Genomic DNA, 25,134 nt, shown 5'->3' on the forward strand with positions numbered 1-25,134 from the left:
GGGCCGCCTCTGGGTGCGATGGTGTCATGCTAACGGGCGAGCATTAAGAGAGACTTAAGACGGTTAAAAAATCATCTCAATATCGATGTGCTAGATTAATGTTTTGATAAATAATGAAATTTATAGTCATTGGTTTGCGGTGAAGGTACACGTCGGCGTCGGGTTCGGCGCCGGAATCCAGTGGTACTGAAATCCGGTATAGGTAAAATCCGGAATCCGGTATAGGTGATAGTAGGTCGCCTGATAAATCACGAAGGGACGGAGAAACAGCATGTCGACATCGCGCCGCGCGCATCAGCTGGCGATTTGGGTGGTGATGACCAGCGCCTCGTTGGTGGGACTGGTTCAGGGGTATTCCATCCCGCTGGTGACGCTGAAACTGACCGCGCTGGGATACGGCTCCGCGCTGACTGGCATGATGTCCGCGCTGCCGGCGATTGGCGTCTTCGTCTCTTCCTGGGTGGCGGCGCCTGTGGCGATGCGTTTGCCGGTGGGCCGCTTGCTGGCGCTGTCGACATGGGGCATGGGCGTCAGCCTGACGCTGTCGTTTTACCTCGACAATGTGCTGCTGCTGGCCGCACCGCGTTTTCTGATGGGATTTTGCTGTGGGCTGATTATCGTCATCGGCGAAACCTGGGTCAGCGGCCACACCGCCGAGCACCGCCGGGGCGTGCTGGTGGGATTGTACGCCACCGCGTTTACCGGCCTGCAACTGCTGGGGCCGCTGTTGATTTCCCTCACCGGCCTGGACGATCCCACCGGGCTGTTGCTGATTCTGGCGCTGCATGGCGTATGCCTGCTGATGGTGCCCGGCTCGTCTTTTTCCGGGCTGGCGCTGAGCGCCCATCGGCAACATAACCTGTTTTCACTGCTGCTGGCCGCGCCGGCGCTGGCGGCGGCGGTATTTGCGTTCGCCTTTTTCGACGGCGCGGTGCTGTCGATGCTGCCGCTGTACGGCATGGCGCACGGCTACGAGGAACCGCTGGCGGTGCTGCTGGTGACGGTGCTGTTTATCGGCGATGCGTTGTTGCAGGTGCCGCTGGGCTGGGTTTCCGACAAACTGGGTACGGTGCGGGTGCATCTGGTCTGCGGGGTGCTGTTCGTGCTGATGCTGGCCGGTCTGCCGTTCAGCTACGGCACCGGCTGGGTGTGGGCGAACGTCTTCCTGCTGGGCGCGGTGGCGGGCAGTATTTACACTCTGTCGCTGGTGCGGGCGGGCAAGCAGTTCAGCGGCGTCGATCTGGTGGCGATCAACGCCTTGTTCGGCGTTTTATGGGGTGTCGGCAGCTTCAGCGGTCCGCTGGTGAGCGGTTCGCTGATGCAGTGGTACGGCCGTGATGGGCTAATCGCTATTCTGGGGTTGCTGGGGCTGTTGTTTCTGGCGGCCAACGCGCTTGCGACGACGCAGCGGGACGCCGCCAGACCGGCGAGTCCGGAAGTGGCCGAGTAGCACGACAGGCGTGTATTGGTGGTGAATCACCGGGGGAGAAAATGGATCGTCTGGCAACGCTGGAAACGTTTATCTGTGTTTATGAGTGCGGCTCCTTTTCCGCTGCGTCGCGCCGTCTGGGCATCGGCCAGCCGGCCATTTCCAAAGCCATCATACAGCTTGAGCAGCAACTGGCGGTCAAGCTGTTGCTGCGCTCCACCCGTGGGTTGACGCCCACCGAAGCCGGGCAGCGGTTTTACGAGCAGGTCGCCCCGGCGTTGCAACAGTTGCACGAGGCGCAGGACGGGGTGCGCGGCGGTAACGGAGAACTGAGCGGTTATTTGCGGGTGTCGGCGCCGGTGACTTTCGCCCGCCTGCATGTGCTGCCCCGTTTGCATAGGTTTATGTCGCAGCATCCGCAACTGAAGGTGGACATCATTCTAGATGACCGTCCGGTGGATCTGATCGCCGAAGGCATTGATGTGGCGTTGCGGCTGGGCGAGATGAAAGATTCCGGGTTGACCGCCCGGAAGATCGGCTCGGCGCCGATGCGGTTGCTGGCCACGCCGGCGTATTTCGCCGCTCGCGGCACGCCGGCCTTGCCCGAGGCGCTGGAAGAGCATGACGCGGTGATCTACCTGCAGGCCGATGCGCCGGGCAACTGGTGGTTTCGTCGCGATGACCGGCAATGTCTGGTCACGCTGTCGGGACGCATCCGCACCAGCGCGGCGGAAGGGGTGCGGGAAGCGGTGCTGGCGGGCAACGGCCTGGCGGTGGCGTCGGCGTGGATGTTTGCGCCGGAGCTGGCGAGCGGCGCGGTGGTAACGGCGCTGACCGACTGGCATATCGGCGTCATGGATCTGTGGGCGGTTTACCCCGGCGGCCGGTTAACGTCGGCCCGCGCCCGGGCGTTTACCGAATTTGTGGCCCACCATCTGTCTGTGCCTGCCTGAGTTTCCTTTCACCCATTCCATTCTGGAATAAATATTATGGCTGATGGCGCTCTTCTGCGGTGAAGTCGCCTTGCTTATGCTGAACCTGTCCCCCAAGTCGTGCCGTGTGATGGTGCTTCCGGCCTGAGGGGAAAACAACCTTCAGACAGGCAACCACGGAGAATGACCATGAGCACGTTATCTTACAGCGATGACGCCGTACAACAGGCGGGTAAGCCGCTGATTTTTGCCATGGCGGCCGCCAGCGGTGTGGCAGTCGCCAATATTTATTACAACCAGCCGATGCTCGGCCTGATGACCGCCAGCTTCCCCGGCAGCGGCGCGACATCGATGATTCCCACCGCTACCCAGCTTGGTTACGCGCTGGGATTGCTGATGCTGGTGCCGTTGGGCGACAAGTTCGAGCGGCGACAGCTGATCGTCTGGCAATTTTTGTTGCTGGCGCTGGCCTCGGTACTGGCGGCGCTGGCGCCGTCGGCGACGGTGCTGCTGGCGGCATCGGTATTGATCGGCGTCGGCGCGACGGTGGCGCAGCAGATTGTGCCGGTAGCGGCGACGGTGGCGGGCGAGGGTCAGCGCGGCGCGGTGGTCGGCACCGTGATGAGCGGGTTGCTGAGCGGCATACTGCTCAGCCGGACGCTGGCCGGGCTGGTGGCGGATGCCGCCGGGTGGCGCGCCATGTTCTGGCTGAGCGTGCCGCTGGCGCTGGCGGGCGCGGCGCTGATGGGGCGCATGCTGCCTGTGTTGCCGTCGTCATCGGCGCTGTCCTGGCGTTCGCTGATGCGCTCACTGCTGACGCTGTGGCGCGCGGAGCCGGCATTGCGTCGCGCTACCTGGATTCAGGGTGCGCTGTTTGCGTCGTTTAGCGCGTTCTGGAGCATTCTGGCGCTATACCTCGCCAGCTGCAGCCATCCGATGGGCGCGGCGGCGGCGGGTCTGTTCGGCGTGATTGGCGTGGCGGGCATTACCGCGGCGCCGGTGGCCGGACGCCTGGCGGATCGCATCGGCAGTCGGCCGGTGATTCTGCTGGGCGCGTTGCTCACGCTGCTGGCGTGGGGCGTGTTCGGGCTGTGGGGCGCGGTGGCGGGCCTGATTGTCGGGGTGATATTGCTGGATCTCGGGGTGCAGAGCGCGTTGATCGCTCACCAGCATGTGATTTATGGCCTGCAACCGGCGGCGCGCGGGCGCATCAATACGCTGTTCATGGGCGGCATGTTCCTCGGCGGGGCGCTGGGTTCCAGCGGCGCGATGGCCGCCTGGCAGGCGGGCGGCTGGATGCCGGTAACGCTGTTTGCCGGCGGCGTGACGCTGCTGGCGCTGGTGGCGGCCAGTCGTCGGTAATCACGGGCGGGGTTCCGCCCGTGACGGGTATAACGATTACAGCGTATAGCGCACCGGCAGCAGCGCGGTGCGATCCACCGCGCCGTTGAGGCGTTTCATCACGGCATCGTACGGACACAGGGTGCCGACATCGGTTTTCTGGCAGCCGTTCATCGAGAATTCGCTGCGCAGCGGCGGATGGTCGTTATCCAGCGCGGTCAGCCCGCGAATCTGGTCCAGCGACTGCGCCTGGAAGTAGATGCGCACGAAGCGTTGGCCGGACTGCGGATTGCGCCAGCGTTCGAAGATCAGGCTGCCTGCGGGCGGGATATTGCCGCGCGGGTAGTCGCCCATCTGCCAGGTGAAGCCCAGCATGGCGCGCAGTTTGGCGATGTTGGTGTCGTGCGCTACGTACAGCAGCCATTTGGCGTCGGGCGGGGCGTCCGCCTGATGTTCTGGGTTGAGCGCCAGGGCTATCTGATTCATCAGTACCGAACCGCCGCGCCGCGCCACGTAGGGCAAGTCGTTGGTGAAATCGTAGTTGGCGGTCAGCAGCGGCATTAACGCGCCCACCGCGGCGGCGGTTCTGGCGTTGCCGAACGCCACCTGACCGAGCGGGTTGTTGTTGCTGTAGGCCAGCCGGATGGTTTCCGCCATGTTGGCCAGCGCTTCCGGCCCATGCAGCGAGAGGTTCCCTTTTTTGCTCTCTTTCACTTCCCATTTGGCGCTGAACGCCGGACAGGGTTTATCCGGCAGGCAGACCGCCTGTTTCAGGCGATCGATCGCCGGTTGCCACTCCGCCTGAATCTGCCCGGCGCTTTTGCCCTGCATCGCTTTTTGCAGATCGGCCTTCACCTGTTCCTGATCCACCGGCACGCCGGCGGTTTCGGCATGGAACAGCGGGTCGTTGTCTTCACTCTCCGGGCCGCGAATCACCACGCCGCAGCCGGGGAATACGCCATCCATCAGCGCCATTGCGGTTTCCTGCGTGCGTTGCAGCGGGCTGGCCCAGACAAACACGTCGTCGGACGCCGGGCAATTTGGGGTCAGCAGCCCGTGCTGGCGCAGGTACTGCCCTTCGTACCGTCCTTTTAGTACCGCCGCCGCATAACCGTGACCGGTCAGCTCGCCGTAATGGGTCAGCCAGGCAGGCCAGTTGCGTCCTGTGCCTTCCTGAATGGTTTTGACGTTGCCTTCGGTCGGCGGGCGTACGCCGTGGCGGCTTATTTCCACCACTTTTTCCAGCGTCCAGCCTGACGGAGCGGTTTCCGCCTGCGCGCCCAGCCAGGGTAACGCCGACAACAACAGCCCGGCGACGGTCTTGCGTGTGAATAACATAGTTAATCCTCGGGTACATGCCTTTTGGCTACCGCAAGGCTAAGCGATGGCGGTAGCGGGAAGAATATTTTTTCTATGTAAGAATCGTGGGATTTCTTTCAGCCTGTAAATAAGTTTGTTGAAGAGAAAATATCTTTTTGAGCCCGGCAATGATGTGAACGTCATCACTTTCACTCTGAAGGCCGTGAAATGAAAACAGAAAAGCCTGAATCATGAAACTGTCTTCTTTTTGCCGGTTTGTTGTCACAGAGCGCTTTTAGGCTTGGCGGATTAACACCGGGGTGTGATTTACGGAGACGTCATGAAGGCCAATAAAATACCGACGCTATTTAACCGCGGTGGGTTTGGTGGCTCAGGGTTTATTGGCGCCGGGTTTATTGCCCCGTTGCTGATCCCGTTATTGCTATTCTGGGTGATTCCTTTTTTTTGCAGCCTCTATATCAGCCTCACCGACTGGGATTATATTTCGCCGGATTATCATGTCGTCGGTGTGGATAATTACCGTGATTTGCTGCAGAGCGACGATTTTTCCGGCGCGCTGGTAAACACGCTGGTGTTCGCCATCGCGGTGGTGATGCCGGTGGTGGCGCTGGGGCTGGGATTCGCGCTGCTGCTGCATCGCCGGTGTCGCGGGCAACGCTGTTATCAGGCGATGATCTTTTCTCCGTGGATTACCCCGACGGTAGCGGTTTCCGTGGTGTGGTCATGGGTGTTCGACTCTCGCGCCGGGCTGGCGAACCAGTTGCTCGGGCTGTTCGGCGCGGCGGGCGTGCCCTGGCTGGAGCGGCCGGGCAGCGCCATGCTGGCGGTGGTGGCGGTCACGGTATGGCAGGGCATCGGCTGGACGATGATGTTCTTCATCAGCGCGCTCAACCGCATTCCCGCCGAGCTATACGAAGCCGCGCGGCTGGACGGCGGCAGCCGCGCTACACGCCTGTTAACCATCACCTTGCCGCTGATTTCCCCCACCACCTTTTTCCTGTTGATCGTCAATCTGGTGAATGCCGTTCAGGCATTCGATCAATTTCAAATGCTGACGCAGGGCGGCCCCGGCAATAGCACCCGCACGCTGATGTACCTGTTTTACCAGCAGGCGTTCCAGCAGTTCAGCATGGGACCGGCGGCGGCCAGCGCGGTGATGATCCTGTTGCTGGCGGGGTCGCTGTCGCTGGTCAACACCCTGATTGCCCGCCGCTGGGTCTATTTCTAAGGAGCATGGGTATGGTGTCGTCGCCGATCGCGCTGGCCGAGCCGGTTGTTTCCGCTGTAGCCCGTCGCCCGGCCTTTCGCGGGCGGGGATTGCTGAAGCACCTGCTATTGATGATGGCCGGTCTGCTGATGGTATTCCCGTTTGTGTGGATGCTGTCCGGCGCGCTGAAAACCAATGACGAAATTTTCCGCCATCCGCTGCAACTGTTGCCGTCGCATCCCGACTTTTCCTCATTCGCCGCGGTATGGCGCGAAACGCATTTCGGGCTGTTTATGTACAACAGCCTGACGGTGGCGCTGCTGACGTCGCTGCTGGTGGTGGTCAACAGCCTGCTGTTTGCCTACGCCGTTGTTCAGTGGCGCGGTAAAGCCGGCCGTTTGCTGTATGGCGTGGTGATGGCCTGTTATATGTTGCCCGGCGCGGTGACCTATATTCCCTGTTACATCATTCTGGCTAAATTGCATTTGCTGGATACCCATATCGGCCTGATTTTTTCCAACGCGGTAAGTGCGATGGGGGTGTTTTATTTACATCAGGCGCTGAAAAAAATTCATCCGTCATTAATGGAAGCGGCGCGTATTGACGGCGCCGGCGAATGGACGTTGCTGCGTACCATTGTGCTGCCGCAAATAAAGCCGGCGCTGGCTACGCTGTTTCTGCTTATTTTCATCACCAATTACAACAGCTACATGTGGCCCAGTCTGGTGATTACTTCGCCGTCGCTGAATTTAATTTCCATTGGCATCCGGCAGTATTTTATTTCCGGGGGAGACTACGGTTTTAACTGGTCGAATATCATGGCGGCCAGCGCCATTGTCGTGATGCCGATGCTGTTTTTATTCCTGTTGTGCCAACGAATTATCCTGTCCGGCTTTTCCGATAATGGAGTGAAAGAATAATGATGACCGTACGCAAAGGGTGGCGGTGTGTGAGCGGCGCGCTGTGCGCGCTGCTGCTGACCGCGCAGGCGCAGGCCGCCACTGAGGTGAACTTCTGGTATTCCGGCGGCACCAAGCCGCAAAAAATGATGCTGACGCTGATCGACGAATTTAACCGCAGTCAGGATCAATACGTGGTGAAAGGCGCGTTGCAGGGTAATTACGATGAAACCTGGCAAAAATTACAGGCCGGCATGGCGGCGCAAAACGCCCCGGCGTTCGCGCTGTTGACCGCCTCGCAGGGAACGGCGCTGGCGGAGCGCAAGTTGCTGCGCGACCTGCGGCCGTACATGGACGACAGCTTCCATTTCACCGATTTTATCGGCGCGTTCCGCCGTCAGGTCACCCGGCCGGACGGCAGCGTTTACGGCCTGCCCGCCTACGGCACCACACAGGTGCTTTACTACAACAAGGCGATGCTGGCGCAGCACGGTTTTACGCCGGATGACCTGAAAACCTGGCAGGGGCTGGCGAAAGTGGCGACGGCGGTCACCCAAAAAGACGCCGACGGCAACACCCGCTATTACGGCTGGGAGCCGATGTGGGGGCCGGGCAACCTGATTGACGCGGCGCTGTCCAACGGCGGGCGTATTCTCAGCGAAGACGGTAAAAAGGTGGTGATCGATTCGCCGGCGTGGGTGGAGGTTTGGGACAGCTTCCGCCGGTGGATTCATGAAGAGCGCATCATGCGCATTTATCACGGCGGTCAGGGCTGGGAATACTGGTACAAAACCATTGATGACGTGATGAAAGACCGGGCGCTGGGGTATACCGGTTCGTCCGGCGATCAGGGCGATCTCGACTTCCAGCGGCTGGCGGCGTTGCCTCAGCCGGGCTGGGGGAGCAATCCGGCGGCGCCGCAGGCGGGGGCGCTGATTTTCGTGATGCCAACCGGCACGCCGGAAGCGGCGGCGAAGGGCGCCTTTGCCTTTATGCGTTTCTACACCAGTGCGGCCAATACCGCCCGCTGGTCGATGTTCACGGGGTATATTCCGGCGCGTGAAAGCGTGTTGCAGGACACGGATTATCAGAAATACGTCGCCGCCAACCCGCAGGCGGCCGTGCCGGTGCAGCAGGCGAAATCCGCCAGTATGGATTTTATCGATCCGACCAAAGGCAAAATTCTGGATGCGCTGACCGTGGCCGCCGATCAGGTGGAAATCGAAAACAAACCGGCGCAACAGGTATTGACCGAGGCGGCCCGTAAAGCGCAAAAAGCGCTGGACCGCATCAATGAATAAGCCGGAGCTGACCCTTGCCGGTTGCCTGACGACGGGGCGCGGGCAAGTGGAGTTTACCGTGCCGGAGGGGGTCGACTGCCTGACTCTGACCGCGCAAAACCGCAACAAAAGCTACCTGTATGCGTTTGTCTACGACGCCCGCCGGCAACTGCGCGCCAACCTGCTGATTGAGCCGGCCGCCAAGTCGGTGACCATCGCCGCACGGCGTGCGTTGCCGTTGGGCGGCATACCGGGGCCGCTGCCGCCGGGGGCGTGGCGGCTGGCGCTGTGCAGCATTCCGGCTCAGGCAAATCATCCCACGCAGGCGGATTACCAGATCACGGTGGCGTTCGATCCGCCGTTGCCGCCGCCGGACGAGATGCTGCTGACGGTGGCGCTGCGCGGCGACCATCAGGTGTGCTTTGACTATTCCGCCTGTCTCGAACCGGCGTCCCGTTGGTATCGCGGCGATTTGCACGCCCACACCCGGCTGTCGGACGGACACAACGGCCTGACGGCGGCGGTGACGCTGGCGCAAGAGCATCAGCTCGATTTTCTGTTCCTGACTGAACATAACCTGTGCCACCCGGCGCTGCCGGCTGGAGGCCGTACCCTGTTCCTGCCTGCGCTGGAGGTGACCACCGACATCGGCCATTTCAATGTGCATGGTCCGCGCCGGGTGCTGACGCCGGAAGACGGGGACATGGCGCCGGAAACGCTGATCCGTCAGGGGCTGTCGCTGAATGTGACGGGCGACGGCAACATCAGTATCAACCATCCGATGATGCCGCCGTGGCACTGGCAGTATGCGGCGATGCCGCTGGCGCGCATCAACACGCTGGAAGTGTGCTGCGACCCGACCTGGCCGACGTCGGCCGCCGCCACCGAGCGGGCGTTGCAGCTCCTGAGCACGTTGTGGAACGGCGGCTGGCGCATCGCCGCCGTCGGCGGCAGCGATTGCCATCTGCGCCCGGACGAACGCTATGACGGCGCGACCCAGCCCTCGGTGTACGGCGACCCGACGACGCTGGTGTTTGCCCACGGCCTGAGCGGCGACGCCATTCTGCACGGATTGCGGCAAGGCCGGGTGTATATCGACCGGCAGTGCGGCCTGCGCTTCCGGTTTGACGACGGCGACGTGTTGCCGGGGCAGAATGTCGGGGCGCGCACGGTTCAGGCGACCCTCGTCATCGAAAACGATCGGCCGGGCTATGTGGCGGAATGCGTAGCGGGCGGAACGGTGATTGCGCGCCATGAACTGGGGCGCGACGAAGTGAGCTTTGCGCTGCCGCTGGCAAGCTGGCCGTGGTGCCGCATTGATATCCGCGGGCCGGACGGCGACTTTGCCGGGCTGATCAATCCGCTGTATAACGGCACTCACCCGATTTTCTCCTGCCAGACCTTCACCACTTGGGGCGAAGCGGTGGCGCGCCTGCCGAAATAGCGCGGGATGACGCTCCGTCGGCGTTATTGCGCCGGGTAATGAAAAGGGGGGCGCGACTGGCGGCGGGTGGTGCCTCGCCGTGATTAATGGCATAGTCAGCGCCACCTGTCGGACGAAAGATATCAACGACGCCCTGATGCCAACCTCATTTTTATCGTGCTGGAGCGGCTGGCTGGAACGCCGCCAGACCGTCCTCTATCTGCTGACCATGCTGGTCGCCGCCGTGCTGGCGTGGCGCTGGCCGCCATCGGACGCGCTGGCGGAGGCGATTAACCCCGCGCTGGCGCTGATGCTGTTTGTCACCTTTCTGCAATTGCCGCTGTCCCGCCTGCTGGAGGCGCTAACCCATCTGCGCTTTATGCTGGCGCTGGTGGCGACGAACTTTGTGGCGATACCGCTGCTGGTGGCGTTACTGCTACGTCTGTGGCCGCTGGAGCCGCTGGTGGCGGTGGGTGTCGCCATTGTACTGCTGTGTCCCTGCGTCGATTATGTGGTGACCTTTTCGCATCAGGGCGGCGCGGATTCCCGATTACTGCTGGCGGCGGCGCCTTTATTGTTGATATTGCAGATGTTGCTGCTGCCGTTATGGCTGCCGCTGCTGTTGCCGCAGACCACGGCGGTCACCATCGGGATGGCGCCGTTCCTGCACGCTTTTATCGTCCTGATGGCGCTGCCGTTGCTGCTGGCGGCCGTCGTTCAGCGCTGGGCGACGCGAGATCCTGTCGGCGCGGCGGTGACCGGCTGGCTCGGGCTATTGCCGGTGCCGGCCACCGCGCTGGTGCTGGCGTTGATCATCGCGTTTGTGGTGCCGCGGCTGGGGCTGGCGACCGGTGCGGTACGGCAGGCGTTGCCGATCTATCTGCTGTTTGCCGTGCTGGCGCCGGCGTTGGGCTGGCTGATGGCGAGGCTGTGGTCGCTGCCCGCGCCCTCGGGGCGGGCGCTGGTGTTCAGCGGCGCCACCCGCAACGCGCTGGTGATTTTGCCGCTGGCGCTGGCGATACCGGATGCGTTGCCGGTCATTCCGGCGGTAGTGGTGACGCAGACGCTGGTGGAGCTGCTGGCGGAACTGGTCTATATACGCTGGGTGCCGCGCCTGCGTTTTGCCGGCGAGCCGCCGCATTCCACCGCGCCATCCAGAAAATAACAAGAGGGAACCATGCGAGCATTTAAACAATTACGTGGGCCGGAACGGCTGATTCGGATGGGACAGTGGACCGTTGCGCTGCTGTTCGCCTATTTTCTGGTGATGATCAGCGCCGCGGTGCTGGAAGACCTGCCGTCGCTGACCCGTGAACCGGAGCGCAGCAGCTTTATCGATCAGACCGCGGTGGACGCCCAGAAAGCGCGCATGGCGCCGATTCAGGCGGCGCAGGAAACGCTGGACAACACGCTGGCGGATAAACGGGAGGCGCGCGAAATGGCGCTTAACGATTACGCCAAAGCCAAGGCCAGCTTCGACAACTGGCGCGCCACCCGCAGCAGTACCGAGCTGTCCGATCAGAACCCGGAGGTGATCAAGCGCAACCATGAGCTGGATCGCCTGCTGGCGGTGCAACAGCAACTGGATGGGCAAATCGCCGATCTGCAAAAACAGAAAGCGCAGTTGCAGCTTCAACTGACGCCGATAACGCTGGCGGTCAGCCAGTTGTACGCCGATGCGGACGCACGCTATGGCGAGGCGCTGCACAAGGCGGAACTGCAGGCGTTTTTCATCCGGCTGGCGTTTGTCGGCCCGCTGCTGCTGGCGGCGCTGTGGCTGTTTCGTCGTTATCGCAGCGGTAACCAATGGCCGTTCGTGTGGGGGTTCATTCTGTTCGCCCTGTTCGGTTTCTTTGTCGAACTGGTGCCGTATCTGCCGAGTTTCGGCGGCTACATTCGTTACGGCGTCGGGGTGGTGCTGACCTATTTCGGCGGGCGGGCGCTGCTGCGCTGGCTGCAGACGTATCTGGAACGCAAGAAACAGGAGCAGGCGGCCTCGCAGGAAGAACGCAAGGAGTCGATTCACTACGAAGCGGCGTTGACGTCGCTGGCGCGCAACCAATGCCCCGGCTGCGACCGCCCGCTGATCCTGCAGGGCGGCGGCGCCCCGGCATTCTGCATGCATTGCGGGCTGCAACTGTTGTCGCAGTGCCCATCCTGCGGGTTGCGTAAAAACGCCTTCTATCACTACTGCCCGGATTGCGGCGCGCCGGCCGAAACGTCGAAAAGCTAAATAATCACAGCGTCAGGCGCATTACAGGGTCAGGCGCATCGTCGTCAGTTCCAGCCCCTGATCGCCGAACGGGGCGGCGGCGGTGATGTGAAAACCGAGCGACTGATAGCAGCGCAGCGCGCTGTGGTTATGGGTAAACACCGACAGCGATACGGCTTGCGCCTCAAACCGCTCCGCCGCCTGTCGGATGGCGGCCTGCAACATCGCGCGCGCCAGCCCGCGCCCGCGGTACGCCGGGTCGATGAACACCCGGCACAGCCGGCTGTGGCGCGGTTCCACCTGATACAGTTCGACAAATCCCACGATAGCGCCCTGATGCTCAAACAGATACGGGGCAAACTGCGGGTTAGCCAGATGATCGGTAATCTGCGTGGCGGTGAGTGGGAACGAATACGTGGGGCCGCCCCACAGCAGATTCAGTTCGGCGCTGTCTACCCAGCGAATCAGGCGCGGGTAATCCACCGGCGTAAAATCGATAAGCGACATCAGGCAGGTTTCCTTACAGCATCCGTGACTGGCGGCAGGCGGCGCCCGCCTGCAGATAACGCGCCATCTCGTCTTCCGGCACCATGCCGCCGCCGGTGGCCCAGATAACATGGGTGCCTTGCCGGCAACGCTGCGGCGTCAGCGGCGCGCGCCGGCGGTAGCCCTGATTTTCCTGCAACAGACGCAGAAAACCCGGCGCGCCCGCCAGCGCGGACGGCTCCAGCAGAATTTGCTGGGTTTCGTGCATCACATGCAGTAGCGCCAGCATTTCTTCATCCGTCAGCGTGTAGTAACCGTCGATCAGCCGCTGCATGGCGTTGCCGACAAAGCCGGACGGCCGACCGACCGCCAGCCCGTCCGCGGTAGTGCGGTTGCTGATGCCGAAATCCTGCACCGCCAGCCGATCGTGCAGGCCGGTGTAGACGCCCATCAGCATGCAGGGGGATTCGGTCGGTTCAGCGAAAATGCAGTGCACGTGATCGCCAAACGCCAGTTTCAGCCCGAAACTGATGCCGCCGGGCGCGCCGCCGACGCCGCAAGGCAGATACACGAACAGCGGATGATCGGCGTCCACCACCCGGCCCTGCGCGGCAAACTGCGCTTTCAGCCGTTCGCCCGCCACCGCGTAGCCCAGAAACAGCGAAGTCGAGTTTTCGTCGTCGATAAAGTGGCAGCTCGGGTCGGATTGCGCTTCCCGGCGGCCTTGCGCCACCGCCTGACCGTAATCGCCGTCGTATTCCACCACCCGCACGCCGTGCGCGCGCAACCGGTCTTTCTTCCACTGGCGGGCATCGGCGGACATGTGCACCGTGGTGTCAAACCCCAGCCGGGCGCTGGCGATGCCGATCGACATCCCCAGATTGCCGGTAGAGCCAACCGCCACTTTGTGGCGATGGAACAACTGCTGACAGTCGTCGTCCAGCAGGCGGCGATAGTCATCGCTTTCCCGCAGTAAGCCGTGACGCAACGCCAGCTGTTCGGCGTGGTACAGCACCTCGTAAATGCCTCCGCGCGCTTTGACCGACCCCGCCACCGGCAAGTGGCTGTCCAGCTTCAGTAACACGGAGGATGGCGCATCCAACCCCGCCTGCCGGGCGATTGCGGCGGCAAACGCCGGCACCGGCACCAGTTCGGACTCGATGATGCCGTGGCTGGCTGCCAGTTCCGGAAAAGCCTGGCGCAGAAAAGGCGCGAACCGTTGCAGGCGCTGGCTGGCGTCGGCTACGTCGGCATCGGTCAGCGGCACGTCGTCCAGCGCGTCGCGTACGGGGACCACGGCCGGATTAAACCAGCACACCGGTTGGCGGTTAACCAGCGGTTCCAGCAGTGGAAAGTCGTGGAACCATTGCGGCAAGGATTTACCGTATACGGCGTCAGCCATTATCGTTGTCTCCAGTAAACGGCGGGCGCGTGCCCGCTGCGAATCATCGACGTTTATCATGCCTGCGTTAGCGGGGATTTGCCTACCGTCATCGCCGGATGGGTGTTTGTTAATAAGGATTTGTTTTTTCTAATCATAGGGATATGTCGGATTCCCTACCCTATACAGAATTTTTATACCCGCATAACCGGCTTTTACGACAAATTTACCGCCTGACCGGTAGCCTGACTGCGTGTTCCCGGAGCGGCGCTAACCGAATGCGGGCGGGCATCGTTGAGGGGATCGGACAACCGATGGCGACACGGCTTAGATACGCTGTGCGGCAGGCCCATTTCATGGGGGAAGTGAGCCTGCCATAGCGGATCTCCCGAGGTGAGGAGGCAATCATGAAAGTAAACAGGCTGGCGGCAGGCGGGGTGTTGCTGATGCTGCCGTTATGCGGGCTGGCTATTGCGCCTTATCCGGCGGATGGCAATCGTGAATTTACCGAGGCGCAGCGGGCGGAGATCCGCCGGATTGTGACGGAATATTTGCTGGCGCACCCGGACAGGGTCCAGGCGATAGGTCAGACGCCGGCGATCGACGGATGCATGCCGGTGCATCCGGCGGCCGGCAACGGCAAGCCCGGTTCGTGCGTCAACACGCTGTGGGTGTGTCCGCCGCAGTAAATCCGGCGGGGAAAAGGCGGGAAGAAACGAATAAATATTGTTCACATATTTTGAAAGATATCTGCAAATAAACCCGATTTTAACGTCGCGTTAACAGGTCTATTATCACTTCCATCGAAGGCGAGAACGCCTCCTGAAAAGAATACTCACCCCATTCAACGTGAAGGATATTGACCATGAAAGCTATCAAAAATATTGTTGCAGTTATCGCCCTGGCTACCGTTTCTTTCGGCACCTTCGCTGCGACCACGTCCACTGCGACTGAAGTACAGCAGTCCGCCAGCCTGTCCGTCGGCACCGTCAGCGCGACAGCCGCTACGCTGGACGGTCTGCAGGCCAGCCTGTCGGAAAAAGCCAATGCGGCCGGCGCCAAATCGTTCCGCATCATCTCCGCCACCTCCGGTGAAAACCAGATGCGCGGCGTGGCTGAACTGTACAACTGATAACCGGTTTATCATCAGCAACAATGGCCGCCTTCGGGCGGCTTTGTTGTTTCTGATATTTGGCTATATATATGAATAAAGCGCATTAATAATATTAAGAACATCTAAAATATTAAGGTGTCGATATTATTAAACTCCTCTTGTGACATTCTTATTAAATTATTTTCATAAAATTTTCATTTTTAATAATTTGGTATCATAATTATTTATTGATATAAAATTATTGTAGTAATTATATATTATGATGCTATTTGTATTGTCAATGTGAATCTCATAGGTTGTTTTCTTTATTTTTTTGTCTGTTCCACTCCTCAGTGAAAATAAATTATTTCAGCCAGCGTTAAGGAGAACACATTGAAACTCGCGCTTGATTATATTAAAGCTCAGGTTGTTGAGAATGGAGAGAACATCGCGGTCGTCGATGAAAGTCGCTCTGTTACATATTCGCAACTTGATAAGCTTTCCGATGCAGCAGGAATGCGTTTGTTAAATGCCGGAGTGCAGAAAAATCAGATAGTTTGTATCTCTTTCGGGAGAAGCGTTGAGACTATTATCGCGCTGTTGGGCGTGTTGAAGGCGGGTTGCTGTTATATGCCTATCGAGGTGGACCTTCCTGAAGCCAGAAAGAAATATCTGCTGGATAATTCGAATAGTCGATTTCTTATATCCAGGCGGGGTGAGGAAGTAAATTGGGTTACAGATAGCATTCAGATTATTGACATACTTGATAACGAAAAATCAACATCTGATGCGCGAGCCTTATCTGATATTGAAATTAATAAAAACGATCCTTTTTTTATCACTTATACATCAGGCTCAACCGGTAATCCTAAAGGTGTTGTTAATACCCATCTTGGTGTTCTGAATAATATATCCCACCAAATTGAAACCTATAATATCAATCACCAGGATGCATTTTTACAGCAATCCGCGCTTTCCTTTGATGCCGCCGTCAGGGAGATATTCTGTGCTCTGATGAGCGGCGGGCGGCTGGTCGTCCCCAAACAAGGGGGGCAACGTAATCCGGAATATTTGTGTGAACTGATGATCAGGCAGAACGTGACCCTGATTCAGGTGGTGCCGTCAATGCTGCGGGCCCTTCAGGCTTGTGAGCTTTTCCCCCGTTGTAAGCAGTTAAGGATGGTGGCGACCGGGGGCGAGGTGCTGGATAAGCAGCTTATTGATAGCCATTTTGCCTGTTTTGATATCCCATTACTGAATATTTATGGTCCGACCGAGTGTGCGATTAACGTAACGGATTACCTGGTCACGTCCCCGCTGAATGGTGATGCGCCGATTGGCAAAGCGATCCGCCAGGTGGATTTGCGCTTGCTGGATAATGCAGGCCATGAAGTGGCGACAGGAGAGGAAGGCGAGCTTTATATCGGCGGCGATTGTCTGGCGCAGGGGTATCTCAATAACGCGGCGGCAACAGATGAAAAATTCCTTACATTAAAATCATTTGGCAATAAGCGTTATTACCGGACGGGCGATCTGGTGCGTCAGAACGAGCGTGGCGAATTGGTCTTTGTCAGCCGTATTGATAGTCAGGTAAAAATTCGTGGAGTGCGTATTGAACTGGGTGAAATCGAATCTGCGGCGCTGACTATTCCGGGTATTCACGGTGCTGCTGCCGTATTGGCCTATACCCGTCTGTCAGACAAGCGGATCTGCCTGTTCTATGACATCCGAGGCGCCATGCCGGTCAGTGAGCAGCAGGTACGCGCGGCGCTGGAGCGGGTGCTGCCTCAAGAGGTCGTCCCTTCGGTTATCCGCGCTATGGATAAGCTGCCTAAGTTGCCGAATGATAAAATTGACAGGCAACGGCTGTTGGCAATGGCGAATGAACAACTGAGCGCGCCGCGCCAGACGATTAATGAACACCATTTGCGCACACAGGAAGAGCGCGATGTACACCGGATATGGTGCTCGATTTTAAACCTTGATGCCATTGCGGCGGATCGCTCCTTTGTTTCGGTCGGCGGTGATTCAATAAAAAATTTCATGGTTTATAACGAGCTAAAAAAACAGGGATACCGGATCACATTTGATGCGCTTTATGCGGCAAAAACTATCGCCGGGCAGGCATCGATATTGAAAAGCGGGAACGATAACGATATTGAGGCGGATCGGGTGGTTAATCTGCAGCAGTCCGCTTACAAGACGAGCCGCGTACAAAGTAATCTTTTGTTTTTACAGAAATTGTCACCACAATCGACGGCCTATAATCTCCCGATGGATTTTGTGATCACGGGTGAGTTGGACAGCGACAGACTCAATGCTGCACTGCAAAAATTGATTGCTGACAATCGGGTATTGGTTACCCGATTTGACGATATCGGCGGGCAATTTTTCCAGGCCGCCAGATCTGAAGCGCGCCTTGAAATCGTACGCTGCCAGTCAGAGCAGGAGCTGACGGCGCAGCGTATTCGTCCGTTTGATCTGTTTAATGCGTTGCCGCTACGCGTTGCACTGTATCGGGAGAACGCGCAGACATGGCAATTATCCGTTGTTATGCACCATGTCATCAGTGATGGCTGGTCACATAATTTATTCATTCAGCAATTATCGGATAACTATAACGATATCCAGAGCGTGAACGATATCCAGAGCGTGCGGGATGAGTCGCACATCGATTATTTTAGCTACGCCGAATGGGAGCGCCGTCAGAACGACAGCCAGCATGTTGAATACTGGGCTGAAAAACTGAAAGGCGCGCCGGAACTTCTGGAATTGCCGACCGATTACTCCCGACCGGGGGTGTTTTCCTTCCACGGGGCGCACCGTTGGTTGACTATCCGCGCGGCGGAGTATCAACCGCTTGTGGCGCTGGCCAGAGAAGAAGGGTGTACGCCATATGTCGGCCTGCTCTCCGCCTATGCCGTTTTGCTGGCGAAATATACCGGACAGCGCGATATGGTGATCGCGACTCCGGTGACAAACCGGGTTCGGCATGAGGTTGAAAGCACCCTGGGCTATTTTGCCAATACCCTGCCGATACGCATTTGTTTTCAGGATGGCATGACGCTGCGGGAGTTGTTGCGCCAGATTCAGACAACGCTTGATGAAGGCATGTTGCATCAGTCCTACGATATCGCCAGCGTCATCGACCGGCTGAATATCGGCAGCAACCTGGGGTATAACCCGCTCTATCAGACCCTGTTCGTGCTACAGCAGGACGAAACGCCGCTGACACTCTCCGGATTGCAAGTCGACAGGCATCGGCGCTCCTCTCAGGGGGCGAAGGTTGATGTTCAGTTCTCTCTGTTTCGGGACCACCATACCGACGATCTGACCCTGGAAATCGAGTACGCCACGGATTTATTTGGCGAGTCAACGATAGCGCGCTTTGCGCAGCACTGGCGGAATCTGCTGGTGAATATGGCAAGCCAGCCCGACAGTGCCGTTCTGCCATGCCCAATGATGAGCCCTGACGAGATAAAGCACGTTACCTGTGACTGGAACCGCACCGCTTATGACTATGGTGATGGCAATATCGTCTCGTTCATTTATGACTCGATAATGCGTCGCCCGGAGAAAACCGCGCTGGAATATGAAGATATTCGGCTTAGTTATGCGGAGTTGGGGGGGCATGTTGCGGCTTTGGCGGCGGAACTCAAGCGACAGGGGGTCGCTAAAGGGGACTTTGTCGGCGTTTACATGAATCGGTCGCCCGAGATGGTAGTGAGCCTGTTGGCCGTGCTGTTTGCCGAAGCGGTTTATGTTCCGATGGATCCGAATTACCCTGCGGACCGTATCGAATACATGCTGTCCGATTCACAACCGCGGCTGGTGCTGACGCAAGCGGGGCTGCGTATGCCTGGTCATGGCGATAATGCCTTTTTCACTGTGGATATTCGCCGACTGACCGGCGTTGGGCATACGGCATTGGCGCTGCCGCAACTGACGGCAGACGACGCCGCCTACATGATTTATACCTCCGGCTCGACGGGCAATCCCAAAGGGGTGGTGAACACCCATCAAGGCGTGTTCAACCGCCTGGCCTGGATGCAGAAAGCGTATCAACTCACTACGCATGACGTCATTTTGCAGAAAACGCCGTTCAGTTTTGATGTTTCGGTCTGGGAATTCTTCTGGCCGCTGATGTACGGGGCAACGCTGGCGGTAGCAAAACCTGAAGTTCATAAAGATCCGCAAGCATTGCTGGAGGTTATTGGCCGTAAAGGCGTCACCACCCTGCATTTTGTTCCTTCCATGCTATCCCTGTTCCTGGAGCAGAACGGCGTGATGCGCCATACCCCGCTCAAACGCGTCTTTTGCAGCGGTGAGGCATTACCCAACAATACGGTGGTTGCGTTCCGGGAAAGCTTGCCGGGCGTTGAGCTGCATAATCTGTACGGCCCGACGGAAGCGGCGATTGATGTGTCTTTCTGGTCCTGCAACCAGGGGTTGAAGGGGGGTAAGGTGCCGATCGGCCGGCCCATCGACAACATTCAGCTGTACATTCTGGATGAGTTTATGAGCCCGGTGCCGGTTGGCGTGAAAGGGGAGTTGTATATCGCCGGCGTCGGCTTGGCCAGGGGGTATCACAATAAGCCGGAGCTGACCGCCAAAGCGTTCATCCGCAATCTGATCAACCCGGCGCTATCGCCCGTTATGTATAAAACCGGCGATGTGGCGCGGTTTGACCGCGATGGCGATATCGAATACCTCGGGCGGGTAGATAACCAGGTCAAGCTCCGTGGTTTGAGAATTGAACTGGGTGAGATTGAAAGCCAGTTGGAAAATATCTCCGGCGTGAAAGAAGCGATTGTCAGTGTGCATAAGTCGCGCTCCGGGCAGGAACAACTGGTGGCGTACTACACCGGCGAGGGCGAGCACGAGGCGTTTGAGCATGCTCTTGCGAAAGTGCTGCCGGAATTCATGGTGCCCAGCCTGTATATTCGGCTGGATGATTTCCCTCTCTCCCCCAATGGCAAGAAAAACAGGAAGGCGTTGCCTCATCCCGATGCCTATCAACAAGAATCACGGATTGTTGCGCCGGTAACGCAGCAAGAAAAGGCGCTGGCGGCGGTATGGTCGTCACTGCTGAAAATCGAGGCGATTTCGCGTGACGGCGACTTTTTCCGTCTGGGCGGGGATTCCATTATTTCATTGAAGCTGGTGTCCCGGCTGAAAGAACTGGGCTATGAGATAACGCTTCGGGACGTTTTCCAGCATCGTAAGTTATCAGATATGGCAGCGAGACTGGTGACGACGCAAGCGCATCTGCCGTCGCAAGACTACGTTCGTCGCCGGTTTGTTTCTGATGACGAGGCGGGCAAACTGCCTGTCGGCTGTAGCGATGCCTGGCCGGCGTCTTTGCTGCAGACCGGAATGCTGTATCACTCTGATCTGCATGCGCATACCTATCACGACGTGTTTTATTTTGTGTTCGCGTTCGATAAACACGACAGCGCCGCTTTCCAGCGTGCGGTGCGGCAACTGGCTTGTAAGCATCCGGTGCTGCGCAGCGCCTTTGATCTGGCATCCTGCAATGTACCCATGCAATTGCTGTTTGAGAACGCAGAGATCCCTTGCAGGTATGTGTACGATGACGGGGCCGCTGACGCGCAACTGAAGGCGGCGTTTGATGATTGGGTAGCGATTGAAAAACAGCGTCCTTTTGATTTTGCCGCAGGTCAGCTTTTCAGGATCAATGCATTGCAGAACCGCACCTCGTTGGTGGTTGGTTTCAGCTTCCATCATGCCATTCTGGATGGATGGAGTGTGGCGTCGCTGGTGACGGACCTGGTGCTGTTTTATCGTCAGGAAACGATAGCTGCCGGCTCGGTACAGGAAACAGAACTGCTGATTCAGCCCATCGTTGCTCAGCAGGAAGAAGAAGCCCGACAGAATCAGGAAATACGGTCATTCTGGCAGCAGTATTTGCAGGCGCTACAGGTAGCTGAGCTTCCCAGTCTGGCGGACGGCGACGGCGCGGATTACGTCTGGCAGAGCCGGGGGCGGGTATGGCCTGCTTCGCTGGTAACCGCAGTCGATGCGCTGGCCAGCGATGTAGGGGTATCCGTCAAAACGGTGATGCTTGCCGCGCACCTGCAGGTGCTGGGCATGATCACCAACACGCAGGATGTATCCACGGGTTGCACCATGAATGCGCGTCCGGCAATGGAGCAGGTGGATGCCGCTGCCGGGCTGTTCCTGAATACGGTGCCGGTGCGCGTGAATATCGAACGTACGAGCTGGCGTGAGCTGTGTCTGGCGGTCCATGAGGCGGAACATCAGTTGATTGGCTACCACGTTATGCCGTTGGCCGACATTCAGAAGCTGGCGGAGCAGAGTTCTCTGTTCGACAGTAACTTCAACTATGTGGATTTCCATGTCTACGATCGCCTTTCCTCGCTCGACGATCTTGTGCTGAAGCACGCCAGCTATTTTGAACAGACAAACTTTGATTACCTGGTTAACTTCATCAATAACAAGTTCACCCGTCAGATGGAAATCACGGTCAATTACAACGCCAGCCGGTTTACCGCCGAGCAGATTGATCGCTATCTTGGCTATTACCTCGCCGTGCTGGGTGCGATGTCCGCTGCACCGGATGCCGCGATGCAAACGACGGATCTATTGTCCGAACGGGATTGTTTTGAACTGAAGGTGCCGAAAGCGACCGACCGCGTTTTCCGGGAAAAGAGTATCAAGGCGAGATTCGAGCATATTGCGGCGACCTACCCGGAAAAGAAAGCCGTGGTTTTCGAAAACCGCTATATCACGTATCGGGCTTTGAACGAACGCGCGAACCGTATCGCCAGCTATCTCATCAACCAACGTGGCGTCAGACCGACGCAGCGAGTCGGCGCATTTTGCTCCCGAAATCTGGATGCAATCGTCTGCCTGCTGGCGATCGTGAAAACGGGAGCCACCTATGTTCCTATTGACCCCGCCTATCCGCAGGAGCGCATCGATTACATCATTCAAGATGCCGGTCTGGAGGTGGTATTAACGACGGATGAAGCCGGTTCGTTCGGGAATCGCACTTTCCTGAATATTTCCAGAGTGGACAGTGCCGGGTCTTCGAATCCCAGCGTTGAGGTCGCACCGGATGATCCGTTGTACATCATCTACACGTCAGGTTCGACCGGGAATCCGAAAGGGGTTCTGGTTGCCAATCACAACGTTCTGCGGCTATTCGGCAGTACTCAGCATTGGTTTGATTTTTCATCGGATGATGTCTGGACGCTGTTCCATTCGCTTTCGTTCGACTTTTCGGTGTGGGAAATGTGGGGCGCATTGCTTTATGGCGGCAAGCTGGTCGTGGTTTCTCCCGGCGAAGCCCATGATATTACCCGCATGGTCGATCTGACGGCGCTGCATCAGGTCACGCGCCTGAACATGACGCCGTCGGCCTTTGAGCTGTTTAAGAATGAGGCGTTATCTCGCGATACCCGGCCTACGTTTAGCCTACGGTCCATCATCTTTGGCGGCGAGGCGTTGAATATTGCAGGGTTGAGACCCTGGTTCGAACACTATGGCGATCGCCGTCCGCGGTTAATCAATATGTATGGCATTACGGAAACCACCGTACACGTGACCTATCGCGAAATTACCCAACGTGACTGTGATGGCACCCGCAGTCTGATTGGCGAACCGATACCGGATTTGACGGTTTCCTTGCTGAACAAGGCGCTACAGCCGGTCCCCGTAGGAACGCCGGGGGAAATCTTTGTCGGCGGCAGCGGGGTTACGCTGGGTTACCATGAGCGGGATCAGTTGAATCGCGAGCGTTTTGTTACGTTGAAAAGCGGAACACAGACCTTCCGTGCTTACCGGTCCGGCGATATCGCCCGCAGGATGCCGAATGGCGACCTGGAGTATCTGGGACGTGAAGACGCCCAGGTGAAAATCAATGGCTACCGGATTGAGGTTCAGGAGGTAGATGCCGCGTTGTCGAAAGTGGACGGCGTCATTCAGTCAACGGTGGTGGTGTTGAAACGGGACAACGGCAGTAAGGCGCTGGCCGGTTATTACCAACTGGCTGTCGGGACTTCGATGGATGTCGGAACTCTGCGTCAGCAGCTTCAGGCGTTACTCCCTTCGCACATGATCCCGGCTTATCTGGTTGAGGTCGAGAAGTTCGCTATAACGGTAAATGGTAAGCTGGACCGTAAATCGCTCCCCAACCCGTTTGATAACGTGCTGAATACCCAAGCGTATATTCCACCGGAAACCGCGCCGCAGGCGATGCTGGCCGCGTTGATTGCGCAAGAGCTGGGGCTGGAGCGAATCGGCATTGATGATAGTTATTTCACTCTGGGCGGCGATTCCATTCACGCGATCCGGATTGTGGCGAAACTCAAGCAAGCCGGGATGACTCTCAAGGTCAGTGATATGTTCAGGTTGCAGACGGTCAGAAAGATGGCTGAGTGCCTTTCTCGAGAAAGTCAGCGGGAAGCCGCATCTCTGACTCCTTTTGCTTTGCTGACGTCGGAAGAGCGGCGACAGATACCTGCGGGTGTGGTGGATGCGTATCCGGCAACGCTGTTGCAACAAGGGATGATTTATCACTCCGAACTGGATGTCCGCCAGGGCGTCTTCCATGACCTGTTGTGTTATGAACTTGCATTGCCTTACGACAGCGAGCACTTCCGAACGGCGTTGCAATCGTTGATTGCCGAACATGATGTACTGCGTACCTCGTTTGACTTTAGCCGCTACGGTCAAATCATGCAGATTGTGCATGGTCATGTTTCATTGCCACTGACGGAAATGGATATTTCACATCTGTCTGCTGCGGAGCAGGAGCGCTTTATCGATCGCTGGTTTGAGCAGGAGAAACAGACCGGTTTCAACTGGACAACTGCGCCGGTCGGCCGTTTCTTTGCGATTCGCTGTACAGAAGAAACCTTCCATTTCGCCTTCAGTTTCAATCACTGCATTCTGGACGGATGGAGCCTGGCAAACCTGATGACGCAGTTGCTCAACGTCTACACCGGCCTGCTGGCGGGCAAGCCCGCAGTGCTGCCGCCGCGTGAGACTCGACTGAACTACCGTGACGTTGTGGCGCACGAGATTGCATCCCGCAGCAGTGCAGAAAGTTCAGCCTTCTGGCGATCGTATCTGGCTGATTATCGGTATAACGCGTTGCCCAGAACTCAGGCCGCGGTTGCTACGCGATGGAGTGAGCGCACGTTACGGTATGCGCCTGATATTACGACCCGTCTGAAAGATCGGGCCAATGTGTATGGTGTGTCGCTTAATCAGTTGCTGTTGGCGTGTCACTGTGTGTCATTGCAAGTGATAACGGGAGAGCGTGATATCACGACCGGGGTATTTGGCAATATTCGATTGGAACAGGAAGGCGGGGATAACACGATCGGCCTGCATCTGAATATCCTGCCGTTCCGCCTTCAGATGGATGAACGCATACCGATGGCGCAGCTCGTCGGCGCTGTGGCTGAGAATTATACCGAGGTACTGGCACACCGTAATTACCCATACGCGATGATTCAGCGCGATGTCGGCGCGCAACGACTGACCGAAACGGCGTTCAATTTTACGAATTTCCATGTGTATGGCAGCGCGCTTGACGACCAGCGTTTCATCGGCCGGATTCGCTGGTTTGAGCATGCCGACTTTGCGTTACTGGTGAATGTCGGTATCGATATCAAGACCGGTGGTATCAATATTATCTTTAACGCCAACGGGAAGGTGGTCAGCGACGAGCAATTACAGGTTATTCATGCAGTGTATGACCGGGTTATCAACGATGTGCTGGCGACCCGCGAGCCGGCTTATCCGGATTTGCATCGGATGGCGAAAGGTCTGGGTTCCGGTGGTTGCAGTCGCTATGATGCTTATGATCGCCGGTTTTCGATCCCGCTGTCCGGTGAGCGGGATGTTGCGTCCGTGCTCGGTACCCTCTGGCTGAGGGAGACACGACAAGCGTCGGTTCATGCCGCATTGGATTCGCTGACGGTGCTGCGGCTATCGGTCAGGATTGAGAATGAATTGGGCGTCAAAGTTCCATTCCATATTCTGTTCCAATCCAACGCGTTCGAACAGGTAACGGAATATCTGCATTCAGCGATGTCTGTTTCTGATTAAAGCAAATAAGGAAAGAGGTTCACTGGC

General features: G+C 58.0%; 16 protein-coding genes. 12 read left to right on the forward strand and 4 right to left on the reverse strand.

Annotated features, from left to right (window positions below; all coding sequences use genetic code 11):
• Positions 1-126: 126 nt before the first annotated feature.
• Entirely contained in the window at positions 127-273 is a 147-nt protein-coding gene (locus DXXMK7_RS22765; RefSeq protein ID WP_157987362.1) for a hypothetical protein, read from the reverse strand.
• Here DXXMK7_RS22765 and DXXMK7_RS00365 point away from each other — a divergent pair.
• The 3 genes from DXXMK7_RS00365 to DXXMK7_RS00375 all read left to right on the forward strand — a co-directional run bounded on the left by DXXMK7_RS00365 (position 272) and on the right by DXXMK7_RS00375 (position 3,723).
• Positions 272-1,450, forward strand: coding sequence for an MFS transporter (locus DXXMK7_RS00365; protein ID WP_038917358.1), 1,179 nt, complete (start codon positions 272-274; stop codon positions 1,448-1,450). The genes DXXMK7_RS22765 and DXXMK7_RS00365 overlap by 2 nt on opposite strands.
• A 41-nt stretch (positions 1,451-1,491) precedes the next feature.
• Complete coding sequence (locus DXXMK7_RS00370; protein ID WP_038917359.1) at positions 1,492-2,382, forward strand: LysR family transcriptional regulator; 891 nt, start codon at positions 1,492-1,494, stop codon at positions 2,380-2,382.
• A gap of 168 nt (positions 2,383-2,550) precedes the next feature.
• On the forward strand, positions 2,551-3,723 hold the full coding sequence (locus tag DXXMK7_RS00375; protein WP_038920741.1) for an MFS transporter: 1,173 nt from the start codon (positions 2,551-2,553) through the stop codon (positions 3,721-3,723).
• Between the two features lie 36 nt (positions 3,724-3,759).
• Here DXXMK7_RS00375 and DXXMK7_RS00380 read toward each other — a convergent pair whose 3' ends face one another.
• Positions 3,760-5,040: a histidine-type phosphatase gene (locus DXXMK7_RS00380; RefSeq protein ID WP_038917361.1), complete on the reverse strand. Its 1,281-nt coding sequence runs from the start codon at positions 5,038-5,040 to the stop codon at positions 3,760-3,762.
• A 301-nt stretch (positions 5,041-5,341) separates the two neighbouring features.
• On the opposite strand from DXXMK7_RS00380, the gene DXXMK7_RS00385 reads away from it, so the two are divergent.
• From DXXMK7_RS00385 to DXXMK7_RS00410, 6 genes are all read left to right on the forward strand, one after another.
• Positions 5,342-6,250, forward strand: coding sequence for a carbohydrate ABC transporter permease (locus DXXMK7_RS00385; protein WP_038917362.1), 909 nt, complete (start codon positions 5,342-5,344; stop codon positions 6,248-6,250).
• A gap of 11 nt (positions 6,251-6,261) precedes the next feature.
• Complete coding sequence (locus DXXMK7_RS00390) at positions 6,262-7,149, forward strand: carbohydrate ABC transporter permease (protein WP_049854813.1); 888 nt, start codon at positions 6,262-6,264, stop codon at positions 7,147-7,149.
• Positions 7,149-8,429 carry an extracellular solute-binding protein gene (locus tag DXXMK7_RS00395; RefSeq protein ID WP_082202654.1) on the forward strand — a complete coding sequence of 427 codons (1,281 nt, stop codon included), beginning with the start codon at positions 7,149-7,151 and terminating at the stop codon, positions 8,427-8,429. Before DXXMK7_RS00390 ends, DXXMK7_RS00395 begins: the two co-directional genes overlap by 1 nt.
• Positions 8,422-9,852: a CehA/McbA family metallohydrolase gene (locus DXXMK7_RS00400; RefSeq protein WP_038917364.1), complete on the forward strand. Its 1,431-nt coding sequence runs from the start codon at positions 8,422-8,424 to the stop codon at positions 9,850-9,852. Before DXXMK7_RS00395 ends, DXXMK7_RS00400 begins: the two co-directional genes overlap by 8 nt.
• A gap of 136 nt (positions 9,853-9,988) precedes the next feature.
• The gene (locus DXXMK7_RS00405; RefSeq protein WP_049842572.1) at positions 9,989-10,996 is read left to right on the forward strand and encodes a bile acid:sodium symporter; all 1,008 of its coding nucleotides are present in this window, start codon (positions 9,989-9,991) and stop codon (positions 10,994-10,996) included.
• Positions 10,997-11,008: 12 nt separating this feature from the next.
• On the forward strand, positions 11,009-12,064 hold the full coding sequence (locus DXXMK7_RS00410) for a hypothetical protein (RefSeq protein WP_038917365.1): 1,056 nt from the start codon (positions 11,009-11,011) through the stop codon (positions 12,062-12,064).
• 21 nt (positions 12,065-12,085) lie between these two features.
• Here the strand turns inward: DXXMK7_RS00410 and DXXMK7_RS00415 are convergent, their stop codons facing one another.
• Positions 12,086-12,550 carry a GNAT family N-acetyltransferase gene (locus DXXMK7_RS00415; RefSeq protein WP_038917366.1) on the reverse strand — a complete coding sequence of 155 codons (465 nt, stop codon included), beginning with the start codon at positions 12,548-12,550 and terminating at the stop codon, positions 12,086-12,088.
• 13 nt (positions 12,551-12,563) lie between these two features.
• A complete protein-coding gene (locus tag DXXMK7_RS00420; protein WP_038917367.1) occupies positions 12,564-13,931 on the reverse strand; it encodes a D-serine ammonia-lyase in 1,368 nt (455 codons plus the stop codon).
• Positions 13,932-14,317: 386 nt separating this feature from the next.
• Between DXXMK7_RS00420 and DXXMK7_RS00425 the strand changes: the two genes are divergently transcribed.
• The 3 genes from DXXMK7_RS00425 (at position 14,318) to DXXMK7_RS00435 (ending at position 25,107) form a co-directional block, all read left to right on the forward strand.
• On the forward strand, positions 14,318-14,599 hold the full coding sequence (locus tag DXXMK7_RS00425; protein ID WP_038917368.1) for a hypothetical protein: 282 nt from the start codon (positions 14,318-14,320) through the stop codon (positions 14,597-14,599).
• Between the two features lie 176 nt (positions 14,600-14,775).
• Positions 14,776-15,042 carry a DUF1471 domain-containing protein gene (locus DXXMK7_RS00430; RefSeq protein ID WP_038917369.1) on the forward strand — a complete coding sequence of 89 codons (267 nt, stop codon included), beginning with the start codon at positions 14,776-14,778 and terminating at the stop codon, positions 15,040-15,042.
• 354 nt (positions 15,043-15,396) lie between these two features.
• Positions 15,397-25,107 carry a non-ribosomal peptide synthetase gene (locus DXXMK7_RS00435; protein WP_071605134.1) on the forward strand — a complete coding sequence of 3,237 codons (9,711 nt, stop codon included), beginning with the start codon at positions 15,397-15,399 and terminating at the stop codon, positions 25,105-25,107.
• The last annotated feature ends 27 nt before the right edge of the window (positions 25,108-25,134 follow it).

The organism is Dickeya sp. MK7 (genome assembly GCF_000406305.1).
Taxonomy (GTDB): domain Bacteria; phylum Pseudomonadota; class Gammaproteobacteria; order Enterobacterales; family Enterobacteriaceae; genus Dickeya; species Dickeya fangzhongdai.

What these genes read in the sequence shown, in the direction of transcription:
- DXXMK7_RS00400 (WP_038917364.1), top strand. Translation starts at nt 8,422, where the DNA reads ATGAATAAGCCGGAGCTGACCCTTGCCGGTTGCCTGACGACGGGGCGC.
- DXXMK7_RS00375 (WP_038920741.1), top strand. Translation starts at nt 2,551, where the DNA reads ATGAGCACGTTATCTTACAGCGATGACGCCGTACAACAGGCGGGTAAG.
- DXXMK7_RS00390 (WP_049854813.1), top strand. Translation starts at nt 6,262, where the DNA reads ATGGTGTCGTCGCCGATCGCGCTGGCCGAGCCGGTTGTTTCCGCTGTA.
- DXXMK7_RS00385 (WP_038917362.1), top strand. Translation starts at nt 5,342, where the DNA reads ATGAAGGCCAATAAAATACCGACGCTATTTAACCGCGGTGGGTTTGGT.
- DXXMK7_RS00420 (WP_038917367.1), bottom strand. Translation starts at nt 13,931, where the DNA reads ATGGCTGACGCCGTATACGGTAAATCCTTGCCGCAATGGTTCCACGAC.
- DXXMK7_RS00380 (WP_038917361.1), bottom strand. Translation starts at nt 5,040, where the DNA reads ATGTTATTCACACGCAAGACCGTCGCCGGGCTGTTGTTGTCGGCGTTA.
- DXXMK7_RS00430 (WP_038917369.1), top strand. Translation starts at nt 14,776, where the DNA reads ATGAAAGCTATCAAAAATATTGTTGCAGTTATCGCCCTGGCTACCGTT.
- DXXMK7_RS22765 (WP_157987362.1), bottom strand. Translation starts at nt 273, where the DNA reads ATGCTGTTTCTCCGTCCCTTCGTGATTTATCAGGCGACCTACTATCAC.
- DXXMK7_RS00410 (WP_038917365.1), top strand. Translation starts at nt 11,009, where the DNA reads ATGCGAGCATTTAAACAATTACGTGGGCCGGAACGGCTGATTCGGATG.
- DXXMK7_RS00370 (WP_038917359.1), top strand. Translation starts at nt 1,492, where the DNA reads ATGGATCGTCTGGCAACGCTGGAAACGTTTATCTGTGTTTATGAGTGC.
- DXXMK7_RS00405 (WP_049842572.1), top strand. Translation starts at nt 9,989, where the DNA reads ATGCCAACCTCATTTTTATCGTGCTGGAGCGGCTGGCTGGAACGCCGC.
- DXXMK7_RS00395 (WP_082202654.1), top strand. Translation starts at nt 7,149, where the DNA reads ATGATGACCGTACGCAAAGGGTGGCGGTGTGTGAGCGGCGCGCTGTGC.
- DXXMK7_RS00365 (WP_038917358.1), top strand. Translation starts at nt 272, where the DNA reads ATGTCGACATCGCGCCGCGCGCATCAGCTGGCGATTTGGGTGGTGATG.
- DXXMK7_RS00425 (WP_038917368.1), top strand. Translation starts at nt 14,318, where the DNA reads ATGAAAGTAAACAGGCTGGCGGCAGGCGGGGTGTTGCTGATGCTGCCG.
- DXXMK7_RS00415 (WP_038917366.1), bottom strand. Translation starts at nt 12,550, where the DNA reads ATGTCGCTTATCGATTTTACGCCGGTGGATTACCCGCGCCTGATTCGC.